This is a genomic window from Kitasatospora sp. NPDC051702, from assembly GCF_040681575.1.
Lineage (GTDB): Bacteria > Actinomycetota > Actinomycetes > Streptomycetales > Streptomycetaceae > Kitasatospora.
Genome location: NZ_JBFAZB010000044.1, coordinates 65,996 through 86,806, shown reverse-complemented (window position 1 = coordinate 86,806; position 20,811 = coordinate 65,996). Strand labels below are relative to the sequence as shown.

Annotated in this window: 20 protein-coding genes and 1 pseudogene; 8 read left to right on the top strand and 13 right to left on the bottom strand. The window is 73.3% G+C overall.

Annotated features, from left to right (window positions below; translation table 11 throughout):
• Positions 1–153: 153 nt before the first annotated feature.
• The 3 genes and pseudogenes from AB0N04_RS29935 to AB0N04_RS29925 form a co-directional block, all read right to left on the bottom strand.
• Positions 154–1,077, bottom strand: coding sequence for a hypothetical protein (locus AB0N04_RS29935; protein WP_360213249.1), 924 nt, complete (start codon positions 1,075–1,077; stop codon positions 154–156).
• A gap of 378 nt (positions 1,078–1,455) precedes the next feature.
• Positions 1,456–1,740: pseudogene (locus AB0N04_RS29930) on the bottom strand (LLM class flavin-dependent oxidoreductase); the annotation flags it as partial.
• A gap of 30 nt (positions 1,741–1,770) precedes the next feature.
• Entirely contained in the window at positions 1,771–2,694 is a 924-nt protein-coding gene (locus AB0N04_RS29925; RefSeq protein WP_360213247.1) for a serine/threonine-protein kinase, read from the bottom strand.
• Between the two features lie 86 nt (positions 2,695–2,780).
• Here AB0N04_RS29925 and AB0N04_RS29920 point away from each other — a divergent pair, with 86 nt between their 5' ends.
• The 4 genes from AB0N04_RS29920 (at position 2,781) to AB0N04_RS29905 (ending at position 5,672) form a co-directional block, all read left to right on the top strand.
• Positions 2,781–3,326 (top strand): sigma-70 family RNA polymerase sigma factor, encoded by a 546-nt coding sequence (locus AB0N04_RS29920; protein WP_360213245.1) that lies wholly within the window; start codon positions 2,781–2,783, stop codon positions 3,324–3,326.
• Positions 3,323–4,162: a hypothetical protein gene (locus AB0N04_RS29915; RefSeq protein WP_360213243.1), complete on the top strand. Its 840-nt coding sequence runs from the start codon at positions 3,323–3,325 to the stop codon at positions 4,160–4,162. The genes AB0N04_RS29920 and AB0N04_RS29915 overlap by 4 nt, the downstream gene beginning before the upstream one ends.
• Positions 4,163–4,256: 94 nt before the next feature.
• A complete protein-coding gene (locus AB0N04_RS29910; protein WP_360213241.1) occupies positions 4,257–4,946 on the top strand; it encodes a hypothetical protein in 690 nt (229 codons plus the stop codon).
• Positions 4,947–5,075: 129 nt separating this feature from the next.
• Positions 5,076–5,672, top strand: coding sequence for a hypothetical protein (locus AB0N04_RS29905; protein WP_360213239.1), 597 nt, complete (start codon positions 5,076–5,078; stop codon positions 5,670–5,672).
• 46 nt (positions 5,673–5,718) lie between these two features.
• Here the strand turns inward: AB0N04_RS29905 and AB0N04_RS29900 are convergent, their stop codons facing one another.
• From AB0N04_RS29900 to AB0N04_RS29885, 4 genes are read right to left on the bottom strand one after another with little or no spacing between them, the layout of a single operon-like run.
• Positions 5,719–6,240, bottom strand: a complete 522-nt coding sequence (locus AB0N04_RS29900; RefSeq protein ID WP_360213237.1) for a hypothetical protein — start codon at positions 6,238–6,240, stop codon at positions 5,719–5,721.
• Positions 6,237–6,788: a hypothetical protein gene (locus tag AB0N04_RS29895; protein ID WP_360213235.1), complete on the bottom strand. Its 552-nt coding sequence runs from the start codon at positions 6,786–6,788 to the stop codon at positions 6,237–6,239. Before AB0N04_RS29895 ends, AB0N04_RS29900 begins: the two co-directional genes overlap by 4 nt.
• The gene (locus tag AB0N04_RS29890) at positions 6,785–9,076 is read right to left on the bottom strand and encodes a hypothetical protein (protein ID WP_360213233.1); all 2,292 of its coding nucleotides are present in this window, start codon (positions 9,074–9,076) and stop codon (positions 6,785–6,787) included. Before AB0N04_RS29890 ends, AB0N04_RS29895 begins: the two co-directional genes overlap by 4 nt.
• Before the next feature lie 31 nt (positions 9,077–9,107).
• On the bottom strand, positions 9,108–9,542 hold the full coding sequence (locus tag AB0N04_RS29885) for a hypothetical protein (protein ID WP_360213231.1): 435 nt from the start codon (positions 9,540–9,542) through the stop codon (positions 9,108–9,110).
• 174 nt (positions 9,543–9,716) lie between these two features.
• Here AB0N04_RS29885 and AB0N04_RS29880 point away from each other — a divergent pair, with 174 nt between their 5' ends.
• From AB0N04_RS29880 to AB0N04_RS29865, 4 genes are all read left to right on the top strand, one after another.
• Positions 9,717–10,715, top strand: coding sequence for an ABC transporter ATP-binding protein (locus tag AB0N04_RS29880; protein ID WP_360213229.1), 999 nt, complete (start codon positions 9,717–9,719; stop codon positions 10,713–10,715).
• Positions 10,699–11,601: an ABC transporter permease subunit gene (locus tag AB0N04_RS29875; protein ID WP_360213227.1), complete on the top strand. Its 903-nt coding sequence runs from the start codon at positions 10,699–10,701 to the stop codon at positions 11,599–11,601. The genes AB0N04_RS29880 and AB0N04_RS29875 overlap by 17 nt, the downstream gene beginning before the upstream one ends.
• 26 nt (positions 11,602–11,627) lie before the next feature.
• Positions 11,628–12,545, top strand: coding sequence for an ABC transporter ATP-binding protein (locus AB0N04_RS29870; protein ID WP_360213225.1), 918 nt, complete (start codon positions 11,628–11,630; stop codon positions 12,543–12,545).
• A 124-nt stretch (positions 12,546–12,669) separates the two neighbouring features.
• The gene (locus tag AB0N04_RS29865; protein WP_360213223.1) at positions 12,670–13,386 is read left to right on the top strand and encodes an ABC transporter permease; all 717 of its coding nucleotides are present in this window, start codon (positions 12,670–12,672) and stop codon (positions 13,384–13,386) included.
• A 69-nt stretch (positions 13,387–13,455) separates the two neighbouring features.
• On the opposite strand, the gene AB0N04_RS29860 is transcribed toward AB0N04_RS29865, so the two are convergent.
• From AB0N04_RS29860 to efeB, 6 genes are all read right to left on the bottom strand, one after another.
• Positions 13,456–14,697, bottom strand: a complete 1,242-nt coding sequence (locus tag AB0N04_RS29860) for an MFS transporter (protein ID WP_360213221.1) — start codon at positions 14,695–14,697, stop codon at positions 13,456–13,458.
• 64 nt (positions 14,698–14,761) lie between these two features.
• Complete coding sequence (locus AB0N04_RS29855) at positions 14,762–15,493, bottom strand: FadR/GntR family transcriptional regulator (protein ID WP_360213219.1); 732 nt, start codon at positions 15,491–15,493, stop codon at positions 14,762–14,764.
• Between the two features lie 193 nt (positions 15,494–15,686).
• Positions 15,687–16,547, bottom strand: a complete 861-nt coding sequence (locus AB0N04_RS29850) for an HAD family hydrolase (protein ID WP_360213217.1) — start codon at positions 16,545–16,547, stop codon at positions 15,687–15,689.
• Positions 16,548–16,606: 59 nt separating this feature from the next.
• Positions 16,607–17,881: a serine--tRNA ligase gene (gene serS / locus AB0N04_RS29845; protein WP_360213215.1), complete on the bottom strand. Its 1,275-nt coding sequence runs from the start codon at positions 17,879–17,881 to the stop codon at positions 16,607–16,609.
• 518 nt (positions 17,882–18,399) lie between these two features.
• The gene (pheA, locus tag AB0N04_RS29840; RefSeq protein ID WP_360213213.1) at positions 18,400–19,335 is read right to left on the bottom strand and encodes a prephenate dehydratase; all 936 of its coding nucleotides are present in this window, start codon (positions 19,333–19,335) and stop codon (positions 18,400–18,402) included.
• Between the two features lie 159 nt (positions 19,336–19,494).
• A complete protein-coding gene (gene efeB, locus AB0N04_RS29835; protein ID WP_360213211.1) occupies positions 19,495–20,811 on the bottom strand; it encodes an iron uptake transporter deferrochelatase/peroxidase subunit in 1,317 nt (438 codons plus the stop codon).

The following is a 20,811-nucleotide window of genomic DNA, read 5'->3' as shown; positions in this document are numbered from 1 at the left end:
CGGTAGCCGTTGGCGGCGGCAGCCGCACGCAGCCGAGGCTCGTCCTCGGGTTCGAACCGCATCTTCATTACGCGCACGGTATCATGCGCGTAATGAAGATGTCCGCGCCCTGCCGCACGATGGATGCCCGCGGGTCGCGAGGCTCAACCTGGATTAACTCCGCCTGGCAAACGGCGCGGACGTCACGGTCGGCATGAGATCCTCGCTCGGGTTCCATGCAAAGGATCGCGGCTTCCTGTTCTCAATCCAGGCATTGAAAGCAAGCAGATAGATGGCGATCTGACCTCGGGCGATATCGCGGGTTGCGTGAATTTTCACTCGACCGGCTTCACCGGCGGCCTTGGCGGCGATACTTTCGATCGCCCTCTTCTTCATGGCCTCGCGCAGGTTCAGTCGAGGATCGTTTCCCGGAAGCATTGCACCCGTGATGAGACCCTCCTCCCAGCTCTCCCATTGTCCATTTGCGAGATCCCTGCGTTCACGCCGAGCGATGTACGCGGCAGCAGCAGCGGCAGATGGCGTGATTCGGATCGCCTTCCAGAGGCGGAGGCCGAAGTGAGTGGCTTCCGCTACGCCAGGCATCTTCTCGACCAGCGCAAGGTGCTCCTCGTTGGTCATGCTGCTACTGGAGGACGAGAAGCTGTTTGCATCATAGGCCGCAATGAGCTTGATGGTGGCAGCAAGGGTGGCGGTGTTCTTGTGGCCGGCAATGCTGAGAGAGTTGGCGGCGCTGCGGTGGTAGTTGATGTCCAGGACGGCGAAGCAGTCCGCCGGGACGCCGTAGAAGACCGGGAGCCAGACCGGACGGTCACCAGTCGCAATGGCCATCAGGCGGTGCTGTCCGTCGATCAGATTACCGTCGGGGTCAAAGGCAATCCCCTGATGCGTCAGCTTCCAGCGCCCCTCGTCAATGGCCGCCCGCCACTGCCTGACTTTCGAGTTGGAGATGGGTCGATTGTGCTTGATGTTGCGCTTGAACCACTCCTTTGCCAACTCCGGCGTGACGAGGGTGAGCGTCATCGTGATCTCTGCTGGCGGCATCATGCCATCGCCCAGCGAGAGCTGTCGGCTGGTCATGTAGGAATAATACACGGCCAAGTGGGGGATGAATCCCGGAACTGTCATTTCCTGACGCATGGCCCGATATTCTGAACAAGTAATCCAATGGTTGGATTGTGTCGATGGAAATTCCGATTAATGTTCGGTGATGGCAAGGTTTGTGTCGTAGGCAACCGCCAGCTCGCCGACATTGATCGAGAGGGATAATCAGCGTGACGTTGCTATCGCTGCGGAGATCGTGGGCATGTGAGTCGCCGGGCGTCAGGGGTGAGAGACACGCCTGTGCGCAGCTCAGGCGTGCTGCGCAGGGCAGGTGCGGCAGGACACGAGTGGATGGTGCCAGCCGTGACAGGGCGAGTCCTCGGTCCAGGACGCGATAGGTGAAGGAGGCTTGACCGAGGTCACCAGGGTCTCGAGGCGGATCCGCTCGGTCGCGCACGCCGCCGCCGTCAGGGTCGGGACGGAGCCGAACCAGGGCTCGTCGCGGAACGACCGCCAGGACAGGTGGTCGTAGGTGTACGCGGCGTGGAACCCGAGGTTCTCGGCCCGCCGCCGGATCTCCCTACGGTGGGCCCCGGTGGCCGGCGCCGCCGACGTGGCGAGGCACTGCCGGGGCCGCGCACCCGGGTCCTGCCGGTTCCGTCCACCTGACGGATCGCGTGTCCGGTGGCCGGTCCGGATCCGGCGGTGCGGACCGGGTCACCGTCGGAATCAGCGCTGGAGCCAGCTCAGCAGGGCCGTCGCCGTGAACACCGCGCCCGACGTCAGGAAGACCGCGCGCGGGGTCAGCCACCCGGGGCCTTCCGGGGCCGGCCGCGGAGGCGGGGGCTGCGGGGCCGGAGCCAGCAGCGCGTCCGCGAAGGCCCGGGCGGTCGGCGGTCGGTCCGCCGGATCGACGGACATCGCGGTCCGCAGCAGCAGGGCGACGTTCGGTGGGAGCTCCGTTCCGGCCGGGAGCGCCGGCAGCGTCGAGGCGGTCGGCCGGTCGGTCATCAGGGCCGTGGCGCGCCCGCCGGGGCCGAACGGCTTCTGCCCGGTCAGCAGCTCGTAGGCCACCACGGCCAGCGCGTACACGTCGGCCCTCCCGTCGAACCCGCCGGTCTGGAAGGCCTGTTCCGGTGCCATGTACGCGGGTGTGCCCGTGGTCACGGTCAGCCCGGACGCGTCGGCCAGCTGCTTCGCACTGCCCAGGTCCGCCACCAGCACCGCGGCGGGCACCGGGCCGGTGGCGAGCAGCAGGTTGGACGGCTTGACGTCGCGGTGCACCACGCCCGCCTCGTGCAGGACCTGGACCGCGTAGCCCGCCTCCGCGGCCAGCCGCAGCGCCTCCTGCGGGTCGCACCGCCCGACCCGGTCCGCGAGGGTGCCGCCGGGTACGTAGTCCATGACGAAGTAGGGCCGGTCCTCCTGCACCCCGACGTCGTGCACCCGGACCACCCGCGGGCTGGCGATCCGGCGCAGCAGCCTCGCCTCCGCCAGGAACCGCTCGCGCACATCGGCGTTGGCGGCCCAGTTCTCGGCCAGCACCTTCACCGCGACCTCGGTGTCGAGCTCCGGATCGTAGGCCTTCCAGACCGTCGCGAAGGAGCCGGCTCCGAGCCGCTCCGTGAGGAGGTAACGGCCGAGCTTGCGCATGTGGCAGCATTCTGCCGGAGTCGGGGGGAGCGCGGAACTCCCGTTCGACGAGCGGGGTGCCGGGCGGGACGGAACGGGGGATCCGGGTGTTCGAGGAAGGCGAGCTGGAACGGCTCGTGGCGGCTGCTCAGGCGGGGGACCCGGGGGCGAGGGAGTACCTGCTGGCCAAACTGCGGCCGGTGGTGCTGCGCCGCTGCTCGCGCTTCCTGCCGCACCACGCCGACGCGGAGGAGGCCGCGCAGGACGCGCTGCTGTCCATCAGCACGCACCTGGGCGACTACGGCGGCCGCGGCTCCTTCCTGGGCTGGGTGACGGTGATCGCCTCGAACGCCGCCCGGTCCACCTACCGCTCGATGCGCCGGCGCGCCGAGGACAGCCACGCCGACCTCCCCGATTCCGTCGACCCGCGCACCACCAGCGTCATCGCCGGGACGCGGCTGGACCTGATGGAGGCGCTGGGCGCGCTGGAACGTCAGCACCCGACCCTGGTGGAGTCCTTCGTGCTGCGCGACCTGGGCGACCTGACCTACGCGCAGGTGGCCGAGGAGCTGGACACCCCGCTGGGCACGGTCAGGGACCGCATCCACCAGGCCCGTCGCTTCATGCGCGGGCGTCTGGCCCCCGGCCTGTGAACGGCGGCCCCGTGGCGGGCGGCGGCCGTGCCGTCGTCCGGCCCCGGTCCGCCGTCGCCGCCCTGGTGGCAGCCGCCGCGCTCGGGCTGGCGACCGGCCGTTTCGTCCTGCCGCCGCCACCCGGCACCACCGCGCACCCGGCAGCGGGGCAGGCCGCCACGGTCGGCGGGGCGTCCCGGGCCGCGTCCGCTCCCGCGACGCCCGGCGGGTCGGCGCCCGCGTCCTCGGCCTCCGGATCCGACTCCGCCTCGCCGACCGATGCGACCGGGCCGGTGACGACCGCGAACCTCCTGGAACCCGCGGCGTTCAGCCCGGACGTGGGCATCGGGCAGATCCACGTCACCGACCGCTACGGCGACGGGGTTTACGCCGACACGGCCTGCTCCGGCGAGAAGAAGACCCTGGGCGGGCCCGGCGCCCACTCCCGCGAACTGGTGACCAGCCCCCGCACCAACCCGGGCGACCCCCCGCCGGCCGCCGACCGCGTCGACCAGGTCGCCCGCGAGGTCGCCGCCGAGGCCCCGAGCCCTTCCCTGGCGCAGAGCCTCACCGAGCGTCTGCTGCTGGAGGAGGTGCCCTGCAAGGAGGAACCGCCAGGGCACTGGGTCTACGGAAGGACCACGACGCTGCAGCTCGCCCCGGACGTCACCGCGAGCTGGATGGGCCTCTACCCGGGAGCCTTCAACACCACCGGCAGGGCGCCCGAGGGCAAGGAGCCCTGCGGGGGCATCGCCGTGCTGCGCAGCGGCAGCCACTACGGGGTGCTGGAGGTCCACGCCTGCCTGGGGACGGCCGCGATGGACCGCGTCGTCAGGACCGCTCTGTCACAGCTGTGAAACAGCCGGTCGGGGCTCCAACATTCCCTCCTCCGGCGGCATCTCCCCGGTTGTACGAGGACGCAGCAGGCGTCCCGACCAGCAGGGGGACCAGATGACCGAGAACCAGGCCGTCCAGCAGAAGTCCGTTCGCCGCAACCGGGTCGCCGCCGCCGCGGCCTGCTTCGCCGCCGCACTGATCACGGTCGGCGTCGTCGGCACCCCGTCGGCCACCGCCGACGGGGCCGCGCAGGGCGCCGCCCGTCCGGCTGCGGTCGCGGCCCCCGCGCCCGGGCTCGGCTCCGCCGCCCTCGTCCAGAGCGAGGACGCCGTCCGGCAGGGGCTGAACCCGGTCGGCGCGACCGTCGTGCTGACCGGGCGTCAGGGTCTGTCCGCGTGCTCCGGCGAGGAGACGATGCGCGACCTGACCGAGGGCAGGGCCACCGCGTACGCCTCCGTGGCCTGGACCTTCGACACCGACGGCCTCCTGACCGAGTCGGCCGCGAGCGCCCCCACCGGGGCCGAGGCCGCCACCTGGGAGAAGCAGCTCGTCGCGCTCGTCCAGGACTGCCAGGACGAGCCCGCGGGCCACTGGCACTACGGCGCGGCCCACACCCTGACCGTCCCCGGCGGTACCGCCCGCTGGTACCCGGCCTACAGCGGCGACGGCGTCGCCGGAGGCGGGGTCGCGGTCCTGCGCAGCGGCAGCAAGGTCGCCGTCGTCGAGCTCACCGGCCGGGCCGCCGGCGCCCCGAACTCCGTCGAGGGCATCGCCACCGCTGCCCTGAAGCGGCTCTCCTCCTGAACGGCGGGGCCGGCTCCGCCGCCGGGCGGAGCCGGCCCCGGACATCTTCCGGAAGGGGGCGCGGGGGAGGCGCTAGTCTGTCGGCCGCACCTTCAATCTGATCATGTGTTAAACGGGGGTTCATTCGTCATGCCTTCTTCCAGGAGACTGCTCACCACCGCGCTGGTCGCCGCCGCCGCGTTCGGGCTCTCGGCCTGCGGGCCGGACAACGCGTCGGACCAGGGCCAGGGCAGCGCGCCGAGCACCGCCGCCACGGCCGCGCCGACCGGGGCCGCGCCCGGCACGGGGGCGGCCTCCCCCGCCGGGACGGGCAAGCCGGCGCCGACCGCCAAGCCGTCGGGCACGGCCGACGGGGAGCCGGAGGGCTTCTGCACCCACGGGCCGCTGCCGGCCGGGCAGAAGTGGATCTACCCGGTCAAGGGCACCAGCGCGACCGCCCTGGTCTACAAGGACACCAAGGACGTCTGCGGCGTCAACGACGTCGGCTTCGACCCGGTGGGCGCCGAGAAGACCGCCCCGTTCGCGCCCACCGCCAAGGGCCACCTGAGCTCGGTGCTGGCCCCGCCGAAGGACGTCAACCTGGCCGACCTGGTCAAGCACATCAGCGAGTGCCTCGCCTCGCCGTACAACGAGAAGGGCTCCTACCCCTGCTCGGTCGGCGACTACAAGGTGGCGATCGACGCCTCCGGCAAGGTCACCGAGCTGTGGGAGCGCGCGCACTCCTGACGGGTCGCGCACCCGCCGCCGGGTCGGGCAGAGGACGCCGGGTCGCTCACCGCACGGTGAGCGACCCGGCACCCCCGGCGCAGCCGAACGTCGCGGCGGCCCGCTCCGCGAAGCCGGTCACCAGCTCGCCCATCCGCTCCCGGCCGGGGCCGCCGGCCGGCCGGACGCCGTCCTCGGTGAGCCTGAGGACGGCCTGGTAGGGCTCGGTCCGGCCGTTCAGGGTGCAGCCGAAGACCGCCACCCCGATGCCGTCGCCGCTGATGCCGCCGGCGCCGTCGGTCACCGAGGCGAACAGCGTCCGGCCGCCCTGCCCGGTGACGTCGCAGTCGAGGACGGGCCGGGAGTCCGGCTGCGGCGCCAGGTAGCGCGTGTTCGCGAAGACCCGGGGGGTGCGCCCCAGCAGCTCGGCGACCCCCGGGTCGGCCAGGGCGCCCCGGCACTCGTCGTGCGACAGCGAGACGGCCGGCGGCCGGTACCCGGTGCGGTCGAGGTACGCGTGCCAGCCGAGCAGGCCGCCGCCGAGCAGCAGGGCCGTCAGGCCCGCGGTCAGTGGTCGTGGGTGCCTCACCGGCAGACGTCCTTCTTGCTCGTCGGCAGCCCGTCCCGGGCGATCTGCTCCAGGTCCGTCCGCCGCGGGCCGTCGCCGCCCGCCGGGGCGGCCCCGTCGGCGGTGACCGCCAGTTGGACGTGGGCGACGTGGCCGCCCGCGCAGTAGTCGGAGACGGCGGCGCCGCCGCTCCAGGAGGCGGCCACGCTCCCCGCGTCGAAGGCGTGCGCGTCCGGGTGCCCGGCGGCCTCCGGGGGGAGCACGGCCTCGCCGTCGCGCCGGACGGCGGTGAGGGTGAGCGCGGTGCGGCCGTCGACCCGGATGGTGCAGCTGCGCGGGTCGACGCCGGTGCGGCCGGTCCGCTCCTCCTCGACGTCCTGGCCGCCGGCCGGCAGCAGGCGCCCGAGCGGGGTGCCGGCGCCGGTGGGCAGCCCGCAGAGGCGGGCCGCGCGGCCGGGTGCGTCGGCCGGGCGGTGGCCCCGCCAGTCCAGGTAGCCGACGGCGCCCGCGGCGACCACCGCCGCCGCGAGTGCGGCGGGCAGGACCCACCGGCCTCCGGGCCCGGTCACGAACTCCCCTTCGCGTTGGCGCTGAGCCCGTCGGCGACCCCGGTGGTGTAGCCGTCGAGCGCCCGGTCGCCGGCGCTGTCGGCGAGCCGCCGGACGTCGTCGTAGCCGAGGCCGGAGCCGACGGCCGCGTCGCGGACGGCCTGTTGGGCGCCGGTCGCGGCGCCGTTCTTGGCGTCGTCGTTGAAGTTGCGGGCCTCCTGGCGGCCGTCCTCGGTGGTGTCGCGGGAGTTGGCCTCGATCACGCTGTCGGCGATGGAGTCGACGATCGCGCCCGAGATCTCGCCGCCGAGCGGGATCTTCTCGGTCACCGAGCCGATGGTGCTGTTGAAGGCGTCCTTGGCGTACCCGACGTTCGTCTCCAGCGCGTCGTTGTACTCCTTGTCGGAGGCGGCGTGCTGGTTGTGCACCTCGTCGACCCGGGCCTCGTTGAGGACGCCGTTGACCACCCCGCCGGCCCGGCTGGTGTGGTCGATGTCGGCCTGCAGCCGGGCGAAGTCGGTCTGCCCGGCGTCCATGTGGCCGCGGATGACGGCGGTGGTGTAGGCCTGGTTGGCGTTGGTCACCGCGCCGTACGCGTCCGGGTCGCGGCCCAGCGCGTCGAGCAGTCCGCTGACCGGCGCGTCCCGCAGGGAGGCGGGCGAGCCGTTGACGGGCAGGTCGGTGGTGTGCGAGAGCGCGTTCTGGACGTCGCCGATGTACTCGGCGGTCATGTGCCCGAGGCTGGTCCGCATCGGGGCGAGGCTGCCGTCGCCCTTGATCTCGTCGAGCGCGCCGTGGTCGCCGTGGGTGCCGAAGGTGTCGACCACCCGCTGCATCAGGCCCGCCTGCTGTGCGGTGTGCGGGGTCGGCGGGACGGCGGCCGGGCCGTCGTACGGGTGGCCGGTGGTGGCGGCCTCCAGGGCGTGGCCGAGTGCGGCGGGGCCGCCGAGGCGGGTCTTGGCCGCGAGGTCCGGGTCCCGCGAGCCCGTGTCGGGGATCCACTCCTTGTCGTGGACGTAGTAGTCGAAGTAGTCCGCCGGCTTGGGCCGGCCGCCCGGGTCGACCGTGCCGTCCTCGTGGTAGGCGGTCGCCTGGCCGGTGAAGAAGGCGTTGGCCGCCTCGGGGCTGTGGCCGAGCGCCTCCAGGATCGCGGTGGTCGGCCGGAAGCCGGATCCGGCCTCGGGGCCGCCGAGCAGGTTGAAGCCGTGCACCCGGTCGGCGACGGAGGGCGGCGGCGCGGGCCAGTACTTGTCGTCCCTGGTGTCGAGCTGGGTGACGTGCTCGGCGATCGGGCCGAGGAAGTGCGGGTCGTAGTCGCCAGTGGCCAGGATGCCGGAGAGCACCTGGTAGCCGTACGGCACGTAGTCCAGGCCGGTCGGCCGCATCGGCTTGTCCCAGACGGGCTGGGCGCCGGCCTTGCGCAGGGCGGCGGCCCACTCGTCGGACAGGTGCGGCTCGTTGCCGGTGTGGGTGGCGGTGGCCAGGTTGAGGCCGAGGTTCTTCTGGAGCTCCTGGTAGGCCTTCCAGCGCGGGTCGTTCGGGTCCCGGTAGTGCGCCGGGTCGCCGACCATGCTGTTCCAGGACTTGATCAGTCCGTCCGGTCCGAGGTCCTGGTAGAACGCCACGGCGAACTTCGGGTCGCCCGAGTGGGCCGCCAGCAGCGAGTTGAGTTCGGTGAGTTCGGTGTCGCCGATGTCGCCGCCGCGGGCGGCGAGGAGGGCGGCGCGCCTGCCGTCCGCCTCCGGTCCGCCGCCGATGGCCCGGGCGTTGAAGGACTTCTGCGGGTCGGTGCTCGTGTCGGAGCGCAGCGCGTAGGCGATCCGCTCGTCGGCGGCGGTGGCCTCCTGGACGGCGGCGTCGATCGCGTTGCGCGCGGTCTCGGCCTTGCCCCGGTACTCGTTCTGGTAGTCGCGGTAGCCGTCGGGGTCGTGCCGGGTGGCCTGGTCGGCCGGCGGCCAGCTGACGGTGCCGTCGGGGCCCACGGTCAGTCCGGCGGCCACCGCGTCGGCGACGGCCTTCTCCAGTTTGGACCTCGCGGCCTGGAACTCGGTGGCGGCGTCCTTGAAGAGCGAGGCGAGCGCGTTGGCCTCGGTCACCGCCGCGGTCAGCTGCTCGTTGGTGCGCTTGAGGCCCGGTCTGGCCTGGTCGGCCGCGGGGCCGGCCCAGCAGACGGAGAAGATCTTGCCGACCACGGTGGTGTTCCAGTCGTCGTCCATCGACTTGAGCTTCTGGGCGGCGGTGGTCCAGGCGGTGGCGGCGTTCTCCAGCACGTCGAACCGGGCGGTGCTGAGTTCGTGGAAGTCGACCACGGCTGTCGTCCTCTCAGGAGTCCGGTCCGGCTCAGGGGTTGAGGTCGTGCTGCACGGCCGACTCGTTCTGCCGGTAGTTGGCGGCGCTGGTGTTCAGCGCCTGGGTGATCTGGCCGATGGTCGCGCCGAGCGCGGCGACCTGCTGGTCCCAGGTGGTGGCGGCGGCCTGGGCGGCCCGGCCGGTGCTCCAGTTGGCGAGCCCGGTGGCGACCTTGGCGGTGGCCTCGTCGGCGCCCCGGCCGTCGGTGTTGAGCCGGGCGTGGATCTGGTCGGAGTTGCCGCCCGCGGTGGCGAGCACGGTGGGGTCCGCGGCGAAGCCGCCGCCGTCCCCGCCGCCGGGCGCCTGGGCCGAGTTGATCTGCGTGCGGGCGCTCTCCTGGGCCCGGGCCTGCGCGGTGAGGTTGCCGTCCGCGTCGTACGCCCAGGGGTTCATCATCCGGTCGAAGGCCGTCGCCCGGTCCGCCATGTCGTTCTCCCCCTCCGTGCCGGCGCAGCGCTCCGGCACCCCCGTTGGCAAAGAATTCGACCAGGGTACAAGCGCGTTCGGGGTTTGCCGACCGGTGGCGCACGAGCGCACCCCCTAGGGGAGCGGGCCCGCGCCGTCATACCGCAGCAGCAGATCGGCTCGTCATTCCAGCTCATGGCCCTTTCCCCGCAACGCCGTTACGTTGAGGGCGTGTCCACTGCTGTCATCAAGACGGACGGCCTCACCAAGAGGTTCCCCCGGGTCACCGCCCTGGACCGGCTCACCGTCGAGGTGCAGCCGGGCGTGGTCGGCCTGGTCGGTGCCAACGGCGCGGGCAAGTCCACCCTCATCAAGATCCTGCTCGGGCTGGCCCCGGCGACCTCCGGTCGCGGCGAGGTGCTCGGGCTGGACGTCGCCACCCGCGGCTCGGAGATCCGCGAGCGGGTCGGCTACATGCCCGAGCACGACTGCCTGCCGCCGGACGTCTCGGCGACCGAGTTCGTGGTGCACATGGCCCGGATGACCGGGCTGCCGGCCACCGCCGCCCGCGAGCGCACGGCCGACGTGCTGCGTCACGTCGGCCTGTACGAGGAGCGGTACCGGCCGATGGGCGGGTACTCCACCGGCATGAAGCAGCGGGTCAAGCTGGCCCAGGCGCTGGTGCATGACCCGAGGCTGGTGCTGCTGGACGAGCCGACCAACGGCCTCGACCCGGCCGGCCGGGACGAGATGCTGGCGCTGATCCGCCGGGTGCACGCCGACTTCGGGATCTCGGTGCTGGTCACCACCCACCTGCTCGGCGAGCTGGAGCGCACCTGCGACCACCTGGTCGTCATCGACGGCGGCACGCTGCTGCGGTCCTCGTCCACGGCCTCCTTCACGGAGGCGACGGCCGTGCTCGCCGTCGAGGTCACCGACCACCCGGAGGACCGGCTCCCGGAGCCGGGCGGGGCCGTCCGGGAGCGGCTGGCCGCGGCCGGGCTGTCCGTCCAGTCCGAGGGCTCGCACCTGCTGCTGGTCCGGCTGGCCGGCGAGGACACCTACGACACCATCCGCGACACCGTCGCCGGCCTGGGCCTCGGCCTGGTCCGGCTGGAGCAGCGCCGCCACCGGGTCGCCGAACTCTTCACCGACGACAGCAGGGGAGGGACGGACGATGCCGCTGCCTCCTGAGACCGGGGCCGCCGACTCCGGCGTCATCCACGACATCGGCTACCGGGGCTACACCGGCCCCCGGCTCGGCCGCGGCTACGCGACCCGCTCGCTGTTCACCCAGAGCCTGCGCGCCGCGTACGGGCTGGGGCGCTCCGGCAGGTCCAAGGTGCTGCCGATGCTGGTCCTCGGCGTGGTGTCGATGCCCGCCGTCGTCATGGTGGCGGTCGCGCTGGCGACCGGCGCCGCCGAGCTGCCGCTGGACTACGCGCGCTACCTGTCGCTGTTCGGGCCGATCGTGGCGATCTTCCTGGCCTCGCAGGCGCCGGTGCTGCTCTCCCGGGACCTCAGGTACCACACCGTCCCGCTGTACTTCTCCCGCCCGATCACCCGCGCCGACTACGTCCGGGCGAAGTTCGCGGCCATGGTCTGCGCCCAGTTCCTGCTGATGGCGGCGCCGCTGACGGTCCTCTACCTGGGCGCGCTGCTCGGCCGGCTGGACTTCGGGCACAACACCGGGCACTTCCTGTCCGGCCTGCTCGCCGCGGCGCTGTACGCCCTGGTGCCGACCTCGGTGGCGATGGTGATCGCCGCGGCCACCCCGCGCCGCGGCTTCGGGGTGGCCGGGATCATGGGCTACCTGACGATCAGCTCGGTCGTGGTGGCGGTGCTGACCAGGATCGGCACCGCCACCGAGCTCACCGTCCCGGACTCCGTCCAGTGGGCGGCGCTGCTCTCGCCGAACGACCTGGTGGAGAGCCTGACCAACCAGCTCTTCTCGGTCGGTGGCGTGGACGGCCGGATGCACGCGCCCGGCGGGCTCGGCGCGGCCGTCTTCCTGGTGGCCGCGCTGGCCGTCCCGGCCGCCGCGTACGGGCTGCTGCTGCGCCGCTACCGCAGCGTCTGACGAACCGAGGAGTGTGAGAGGGCGCCATGGCCACCATCAGCATCGACAAGGTCTCCCGCTGGTTCGGGAACGTGGTCGCCGTCAACGACATCAGCATGTCGATCGGGCCCGGCATCACCGGTCTGCTCGGGCCGAACGGCGCGGGCAAGTCCACCCTGATCCACATGATGAGCGGCTTCCTGGCGCCGTCCGGCGGGGCGGTCACCCTGGACGGCGCGCCGACCTGGCGCAACCAGGAGGTGTACCGGCAGATCGGTCTGGTGCCCGAACGGGAGTCGATGTACGACTACCTGACGGGCTGGGAGTTCGTGCTCGCCAACGCCGAACTGCACGGCCTCGCCCAGCCCGGCGCCGCCGCCCGCCGCGCCCTGGACCTGGTGGAGATGGCGTACGCGAAGGACCGCCGCACCGGGACGTACTCCAAGGGCATGAAGCAGCGGGTCAAGATGGCCTCGGCCCTGGTCCACGACCCGGCCGTGCTGCTGCTCGACGAGCCGTTCAACGGCATGGACCCGCGCCAGCGCCTCCAGCTGATGGAGCTGCTGCGCCGCTTCGGCGCGGACGGCCGGACGGTGCTGTTCTCCTCGCACATCCTGGAGGAGGTCGAGCAACTGGCCCGCCACATCGAGGTCGTGGTGGCCGGGAGGCACGCCGCCTCGGGCGACTTCCGGAAGATCCGCCGACTGATGACGGACCGCCCGCACCGCTACCTCGTCCGGTCCGGCGACGACCGCCGGCTGGCGGCCGCGCTGATCGCCGACGGCTCCACCACCGGCATCGAGGTGGACGAGCGGGAGCGGGTGCTGCGGATCGAGGCGGTGGACTTCCAGGGCTTCACGACGCTGCTGCCCCGGGTCGCCCGGGACGCGGGCATCCGGCTGTTCACCGTCGCTCCGGCGGACGAGTCCCTGGAGAGCGTCTTCTCCTACCTGGTCTCGACGTGAGCCGCCCGCGTCGCGCCGTCGGCCCGGGCCGCGCCGGCCGCCCGAGTCACCCGGGCCGCCCGGGCCGCCCCGCCCGCGCCGCCGACCCCCTCCCGTACCGGACCCAGGAAAGGGCCGACCGACCATGAACCCGACCGTCGCCCGGCTGACCCTGCGCGGCCTGCTGGGCCGCCGCCGCGGCCTCCTGCTGCTGGTGGTCCCCGCCCTGCTGCTGCTCGTGTCCGCCCTGGCCGGCGGCTCCGACGGGAACGCGCACGAGCTGACCGTCAAGATCCTCGGCCAGCTCGGCCTCGGCACCCTGGTGCCGATCCTCGGCCTGGTGGTCGGCACCGGGGTGATCGCCACCGAGATCGACGACGGCTCGATCGTCTACCTGCTGGCCAAGCCGCTGCCGCGGTGGCAGATCGTCACCACCAAGCTGGCCGTGGCGATCGGCACCACCTGGGTGTTCGCCGCCGTCCCGACGCTGCTCTCCGGCCTGCTGCTGTACGGCACCCGGGACGGGGTCGCGCTCGGCTACACGGTGGCCGTGCTGGTCGCCGGGGCCGCCTACAGCGCGCTGTTCCTGCTGCTCGGCGTGGTCACCCGGCACGCGGTGGTGGCCGGGCTGGCCTACGCGCTGGTCTGGGAGTCGCTGATCGGCAACTTCGTCTCGGGCGCCCGGACGCTGAGCGTCCAGCAGTGGGGCCGGTCGGTGGCCGAGGCGGTCGCCGGGGACGCCGCGATCGGCGCGGACGTGTCCTTCGGGGTGGCCGTGCCGCTGCTGCTGGTGGTCACCGTCGCGGCGACGGTGCTGGCCTCGGTGAAGCTGGCCGGGCTGACCCTGGCCGGGGAGGAGTAGGGCCTGCCGGCGCCCCTGTCCGGCGCTCCCGTCCGGCGGCCCCGGTCCGGGGCGCCGGACGGTCGGTGCTCAGAGCGTCCGGTTGCGGCCCGCGCCCCAGCCGGCCGCGCCGACCACGGTGACCAGCGCCAGCATCAGCACCAGGGTGGTCGTCCAGCCGCCGGTGAGCTGGTGCAGCGCCCCGGCGCCGACCGGTCCGGCCGCCGCGACCAGGTAGCCGATCGCCTGCGACATCCCGCCCAGCTGGGCGGCACCGGCCGCGCTGCGGGTGCGCAGCACGATGAAGGCCAGGCCCAGGCCGAGCGAACCGCCCTGGGCGACGCCCAGGATCGCCGCCGCCACCCAGGCGCCGGAGACTGGCGCGACCAGCAGCAGCGCGATGCCGAGGCCGTTCAGCCCGGCCATGGCGACGGCCAGCACGCGCTGGTCGGTCATCCGGCCGGCCAGCAGCGGCACCAGGAAGGCGCCGGCCACCTGCACCAGGTTGGAGAAGGCGAAGACCAGCCCGGCCTCGCCGCGGTCCATGCCGTGGTCGGCCAGGATGGTCGGCATCCAGGCGACCAGGGTGTACACCAGCAGCGACGAGATGCCCATGAAGAGGCTGATCTGCCAGGCCAGCGGCGAGCGCCAGATCCCCTCGACCGGTCGGCCCGGTCGGGCCGCCGCGGCGGCGACGGCCGTCCGCTCCTGCCGGGAGCGCAGCACCTGCGGCAGCCAGGCCACCGCGGCGACCAGCGCCAGCAGCGACCAGGCGCCCAGGGAGGCCTGCCAGCCGCCGCCGAGCACGTGCTCCAGCGGGACGGACGTACCGGCCGCGAGGGTCGCGCCGACCAGCATGGTGGTCGAGTAGACGCCGGTCATGGTGGCCGCGCGGTCCGGGAACTCCCGCTTGACCAGGCCCGGCATCGACACGTTGAGCACGGCGATGGCGACGCCGATCACCACGCAGCCCGCGTACAGCGCGCCCACCGAGGGCAGCACCCGCAGCAGCACGCCCGCGCCGAGCACCAGCACCGCGCCCAGCACCACCCGCTCGGTGCCGAAGCGCCGGGTCAGCCGGGGGGTGAGCGGGGCGCCGACGCCCTGGAACAGCACCGGCACGGTGGTGATCAGGCCGCTGGCGGTGGTGGAGAGGCCGAAGGTCCGCTGGATCTCGCCGACCATCGGGGAGATCGCCGCCAGGCAGGCGCGCATGTTCAGCGCGACGAGCACGATGCCGGTCAGCAGCAGGGCGGGGTGGGCCAGCCGGCTGCGGACGGGGAGCGGGGCGGAGGAGGTGACGACCGGCTGCTGGGCACGGGTGACGGCCATGGGTGTGCTGTGTTCTTTCGTGAATGTGCTGCGAGGGGTGCGGACGGCGGAAGGGGCGGGTGCCTTACTTCCGGGCCGCGATGGCCGCGAGGAGCTGCTCGACGGCCGCGGTCGGCTCGGCGAGCAGCGCACGACACGCCGCCTCGGCGCGGTCCGGGTCGCCGCTCTCGATCGCGTCGACCAGCGCCTCGTGGGTGGCCACGACCACCTCGGGCATCTCGTGGTCGCCGAAGGCCGTGGTCATCGACTCGCGCACGGAGGCGCCGAAGTAGCGGTACACCTCGGTCAGTGCCGGGTTGTGGGCGGCCTCGACGACGGCGGTGTGGAACTCCAGGTCGTGCTCGACGGTGGCCTCGCGGCCGGCCCGCTCGGGCTGGGAGGCGATCACCTCGGCCTCACGGGCGAGCGCGGCGCGCATCCGCCGGACGTCCTCGGGGGTGTGCCGCAGTGCGGCCAGCCGGGCGGCCTCGGCCTCGAGCGCGGCCCGGACCTCCAGGACGTCGCGCACGCCCGAGCGCTGGACGCCGCGCAGGACGGCCGCCGGGTCGCTGGTGGAGCGGACGAACGTCCCCTCGCCCTGCCGGGAGACCAGCATGCCGGCGTGCACCAGCACCCGGATCGCCTCCCGGACGGTGTTGCGGCCGACCTGCAGCCGCTCGGCGAGCTCGTGCTCGGTGGGGATCTGCGACCCCACCGGCCAGGCCCCGCCGGCCAGTTGCTCGCGCAGCTGGTCGATCGCGGTGTCCACCAGGGAGCGCCGTCCGGCCGCCTGCAGGCTGCTGCCGTCGCTGGTCATGCCGGAACCTCCCTCTGCGGTGCGGACCGTCTGCGGACACCGGCCTCCGAGCCGGTCATCGGTCATCCTACAACTGCTTGCCCGGTCATCCTACAACTGGGCGTGAACAGCCGCGGAACGGCACGCGGCGAGACGCGGCCGGCCGAAGGCGGGGGCCTCGGGTGCAGGGGCCCGGCGGGGGCGGACGAGGGCCCTAGCGGGCCGGGTAGAGACGCTCCAGGACGACGGCGACGCCGTCCTCGTCGTTGCCGGCGGTGACCTCGTCGGCGACCGCGAGCAGCTCCTCGTGGGCGTCCGCCATCGCCACGCCGTGCGCCGCCCAGCCGAACATCGGCACGTCGTTCGGCATGTCGCCGAAGGCGATGGTGTCGGCCCCGCGGACGCCCAGGCGGCGGGCGGCGACGGCCAGACCGGTGGCCTTGGACAGGCCCAGCGGCAGCAGTTCGACCACACCGGCACCGGCCATCACGGCGCCGACCAGGTGGCCGGCGACCCGGCGGGCCGCCTCGGCGAGCGCGTCGTCGGTCATGCCGGGGTGCTGGACGTAGAGCTTGCTGACCGGGGAGGCGAGCAGCTCGCCCCGGTCGACCCGGACGACGGGCAGGTCGGAGCCGATCAGCAGCTCGTACCCGGGCCCGGCCAGCACCTGGCCGTCCAGCCCGTCCTGGCTGGCGGCGACGGCCAGCGGGCCGGTCTCGGCCTCGATCTCGGCGAGGGCGAGCGCGGCGAGCCGGCGGTCCAGGGTGAGTGAGGTGAGCAGCTTGTGCGCGCCGGCGTCGTACACCTGGGCGCCCTGGCCGCAGACCGCTATCCCGGTGTAGCCGATCTCGTCGAAGACCGGCCGGGCCCAGACGGCCGAGCGGCCGGTCACCACGATGTGGAGGGCACCCGCGTCGGTGGCCGTGGCCAGGGCGGCGCGGGTGCGCTCCGAGACGGTCTCCGCGCTGGTCAGCAGGGTGCCGTCGAGGTCGGTGGCGACCAGCCGGTAGGGCAGGCCGCCACCGTCCGGACGTGCGCCGTCCCGGGAGAGGGGGCTGGGGCTGGTGGTGCTCATGGCCGTACGTCTCCCGTGAGTTGCAGGTGCTGCGGGTGGCTCGGTGCTACTCGACCGGGCTACTTGACCGGCTCGAGGACGGTCCGCCCGCCGAGGAACGGCCGCAGCGCCTCCGGCACGACGACCGAGCCGTCGGCCTGCTGGTGGTTCTCCAGGATCGCCACGATGGTGCGCGGGACGGCGACCAGGGTGCCGTTCAGGGTGGCCAGCGGGCGGGTCTTGCCCTCCTCGCGCATCCGGATGGCGAGGCGCCGGGCCTGGTACTCGGTGGTGTTGGACGTCGAGGTGACCTCGCGGTACTTGCCCTGGGTCGGGATCCAGGCCTCGATGTCGAACTTGCGGGCGGCCGAGGCGCCGAGGTCGCCGGAGGCGACGTCGATGACCCGGTACGGCAGCTCCAGCGCGTTGAGGAAGTCCTTCTCCCACTGCAGGAGGCGGCGGTGCTCGTTCTCCGCGTCCTCCGGCGTGGTGTAGACGAACATCTCCACCTTCTCGAACTGGTGGACGCGGATGATGCCGCGGGTGTCCTTGCCGTAGGTGCCCGCCTCGCGGCGGAAGCAGGACGAGTAGCCGGCGTAGCGCAGCGGCAGCTTGTCGGCGTCGAGGATCTCGTCCATGTGGTACGCGGCGAGCGGGACCTCGCTGGTGCCGACCAGGTACCGGTCGTCCTCGGCGAGGTGGTAGACGTTCTCGGCGGCCTGACCGAGGAAGCCGGTGCCGTCCATGGCGGCCGGCCGGACCAGGGTCGGGGTGATCATCGGGATGAAGCCGGCCGCGGTGGCCCGGGCGATCGCCATGTTGACCAGGGCGAACTCCAGCAGCGCGCCGACGCCGGTCAGGTAGTAGGAGCGGGCACCGGCGACCTTGGCGCCGCGCTCGGTGTCGATCGCGCCCAGGATCTGCCCGAGCTCGACGTGGTCGCGGGGCTCGAAGCCCTCGGCGGCGAAGTCGCGCGGGGTGCCGATCTCCTCCAGCGTGACGAAGTCCTCCTCGCCGCCGACCGGGGCGGCCGGGTCGATGAGGTTCGCCAGGGAGCGGAGCAGGCGGTCGGCCTCCTCCTTGGCGGCGCCCTGCTCGGCGTCCGCGGCCTTGACCTCGGCGGCCAGTTCCTTGGTGCGCTGCAGCAGGGCGGTCTTCTCGTCGCCCTTGGCCTGGGCGACCTGCTTGCCGAGCGCCCGCTGTTCGGCGCGGAGTTCGTCGAAGCGACTGCCCGAGGACCGGCGCCGTTCGTCGGCGGAGAGGAGGGCGTCGACCAGGTCGACGTCCTCGCCACGGACGCGCTGCGAGGCGCGCACTCGGTCAGGGTCCTCACGGAGCAGGCGAAGGTCAATCACAGGCCCAAGCGTACCGGGCGGGGACTCCTCCACCGGTACCGGTTTTCCCCTGGGGATAACCGCCCACAGCCTGTGGATAACTTCTGTGGGAACTTGACCGGGTCCCGGTTATCCACAGCCTCCGGCCCTGGCCTGTGGATCGAAGGGGAGTGGAGGCGTCCGGGTGTCGAAACCAGAGAATTGAGGTTTCAAACCTCATTTGACCTTCCCGAGTGAGGGAATTGAAGCACTCGTTCGGGTGATTTGCTGGCACACGGGTGACTCTGGTCCGATTAGTCATCTCTGCGCCGCTTCCCGATGATCCGACCGAAAGCTGCAGTGGCTATACCGGTTTGTCGACTCATCCCCAGGCCTGTGGATAACTTTCGGCTGTGGATAGTCCCCGCCCCTGTGGACGGCGGGATCCGGCGTCGCCGCCCCCTGTGGACGACGGGTGCGGTCATGCGCCCGGCCCCGGAGAACCGGGCGAAAACGATCGGAAAAGGTCGGAAGGACGCCGGAAAGACAAGGGGCGTCGATCAGACGTCCCCGCGCCCGTCGAGGCAGCGGGAGAGCCAGTCGGCGGCCGCCGTGAAATCGGCGTCCGAGGTGCCCGGCCGCCGCTGCGTGGACTCCTGCCGGTCGGCGCGCGGATAGGAGCCGAGGAAGCGCACCTGGGGGCAGATCCGCTTGAGCCCCATCAGCGCCTCGGCCACGCGGCGGTCGGACAGGTGCCCCTCGCAGTCGATCACGAAGCAGTAGTTGCCGATGCCCTCGCCGGTCGGCCGGGACTCGATCCGCATCAGGTTGACCCCGCGCACCGCGAACTCCTGCAGCAGCTCCAGCAGCGCGCCCGGGTGGTCGTCCGGCAGCCAGACCACCATCGAGGTCTTGTCCGCGCCGGTCGGCGAGGAGACCCGGCCCGGGCGGCCCACCAGGACGAAGCGGGTGGTCGCGGTCTGCGCGTCCGCGATGTCCTTGACCAGCGGGTCCAGACCGTAGATCGGGGCCGCGAACTCGCCCGCGAACGCCCCGTCGTAGCGGCCCTCGGCGACCAGCCGGGCGCCGTCCGCGTTGGAGGCCGCCGACTCCCACTGCGCCTCCGGCAGGTTGGCCGCCAGCCAGCGGCGCACCTGGGCCTGCGCCACCGGGTGGCTGGTCACCGTCTTGACCCCGGACAGCTCGGTGCCCGGCCGCACCAGCAGCGCGAAGGAGATCGGCAGCAGCACCTCGCGGTAGATCATCAGCGGGGCGCCGGCGGCCAGTTCGTCGTTGGTCGCGGTGACCGCGCCCTCCACCGAGTTCTCGATCGGGACGAACGCCCCGGAGGCCTCCCCGCCGCGCACCGCGTCCAGCACCAGCGGCACCGTGGCCAGCGGCACCAGCTCCCGGGTCGCCGCCTCGGGCAGGGTGCGCAGCGCCGCCTCGGTGAAGGTGCCGGCCGGGCCGAGGTAGGTGTAGCGGGTGGCCGACATGACGCCTCCTGGGAAACGGGTGGAACCGGGGCAGGGTGGTGCCGAAACAGCCACCATAACGACTTCGCGGTCCGGGCAGGAAAGCGTTCCAGCAGCCGGGACCGGGGGCCGACGGGCCCGTGGGCCGGGGCCCGTCCGGCGGGAGCCGCCCGACGGGCCCTACCCGTCGAGCAGCTGCTGGCCGAGGTAGCCGCCCGCGGGGACGCCCGGCGGGACGGCGTACAGGCCGCTGGCCTCGTGCCGCAGGAAGCGGGAGAGGCCGTCCCCCCGGGACAGCTTGCGCTGCACCGGGGTGAAGCCCCGGCGGGGGTCGGACTGGAAGGCGAGGAACAGCAGCCCGGCGTCCGGCGACCCGTCGGGCAGCAGGCCGTCGTGGTACGAGAAGCCGCGCCGCAGCATGGCGGCCCCGCCGTTGGCGGCCGGGGCGGCGACCCGGACGTGCGCGTCGGAGGGGATCACCAGTGCGCCGTCCGGCCCCTGCGCGGCCAGGTCGACCGGGGTGCGCTCGCCGGCCCCGGCGGGGGCGCCGAGCGGGGCGCCGTCGGACTTGCGCCGGCCGATCACCCGCTCCTGCCGGTCCAGCGGCAGGGCCTCCCAGGTGTCCAGCAGCATCCGGATCCGCCGGAACACCAGGTAGGAGCCGCCGGCCAGCCAGGCCGGCTGGTCCGGACCGGCGGCGCAGAACACCTTGGCGGCGAAGCCGTCCTCCCCGGGCCTGGGGTTGTTGGTGCCGTCGATCTGCCCCATCAGGTTGCGGCCCGTCACCGGGCGCGCGGTGGCGCCCGGCGTGCGGGCGAAGCCGGCCGACTGCCAGCGCAGCGCCGCCGTCCCGGCCGCCTGCCGCTGCAGCACCCGCAGCGCGTGCACGGCCACCAGGGCGTCGTCGGCGCCGATCTGGACGAAGAGGTCGCCGTCGCCGCGGGCCGGGTCGAGCGCGTCGGCGGGGAAGGCCGGCAGCGGTTCGAGCGCCTGCGGTCGGTGGTCGGCCAGCCCGGCCTTGTCGAACAGCGTGGCCCCGAAGCCGACGGTGACGGTGAGCGCGCAGGGGCCGGCGTCCAGCGCCACCTGGTCGTCGGAGTCCTCGGGGGGCTCCCCGGCGGTCAGCCGCTCGGCGGTGCGGGTCCAGCGCCGGAGCAGGGTGCGCAGGCCGTCCCGGCCGACGCCGTCGGCCAGGTCGAAGGCGGCGAGCTGGACCCGGGCCTGCTGCGGTTCGAGGATGCCGGCCTGGTGCTCGCCGTGGAACGGCACCCGGGCCGCACCGAGCGCGCCGCCCTGTGCCGGGGCCTGCGCCCCGCCGGAGCGGTCCAGGACGACGGCGCCGGCGACGCCCGCGCCGGCCAGCAGTCCGGCGCCGGCGGTGCCGAGCAGCGCCCGCCGGGTGAGGCCGGACCGGCCCGTGCCGCCGGCGGGGGCGTCCGCCGGGGTGTCCGCGGGGGCGCCGTCCGGCGTGGCGCGGTCGGGCGTGGTGTGCTCCAT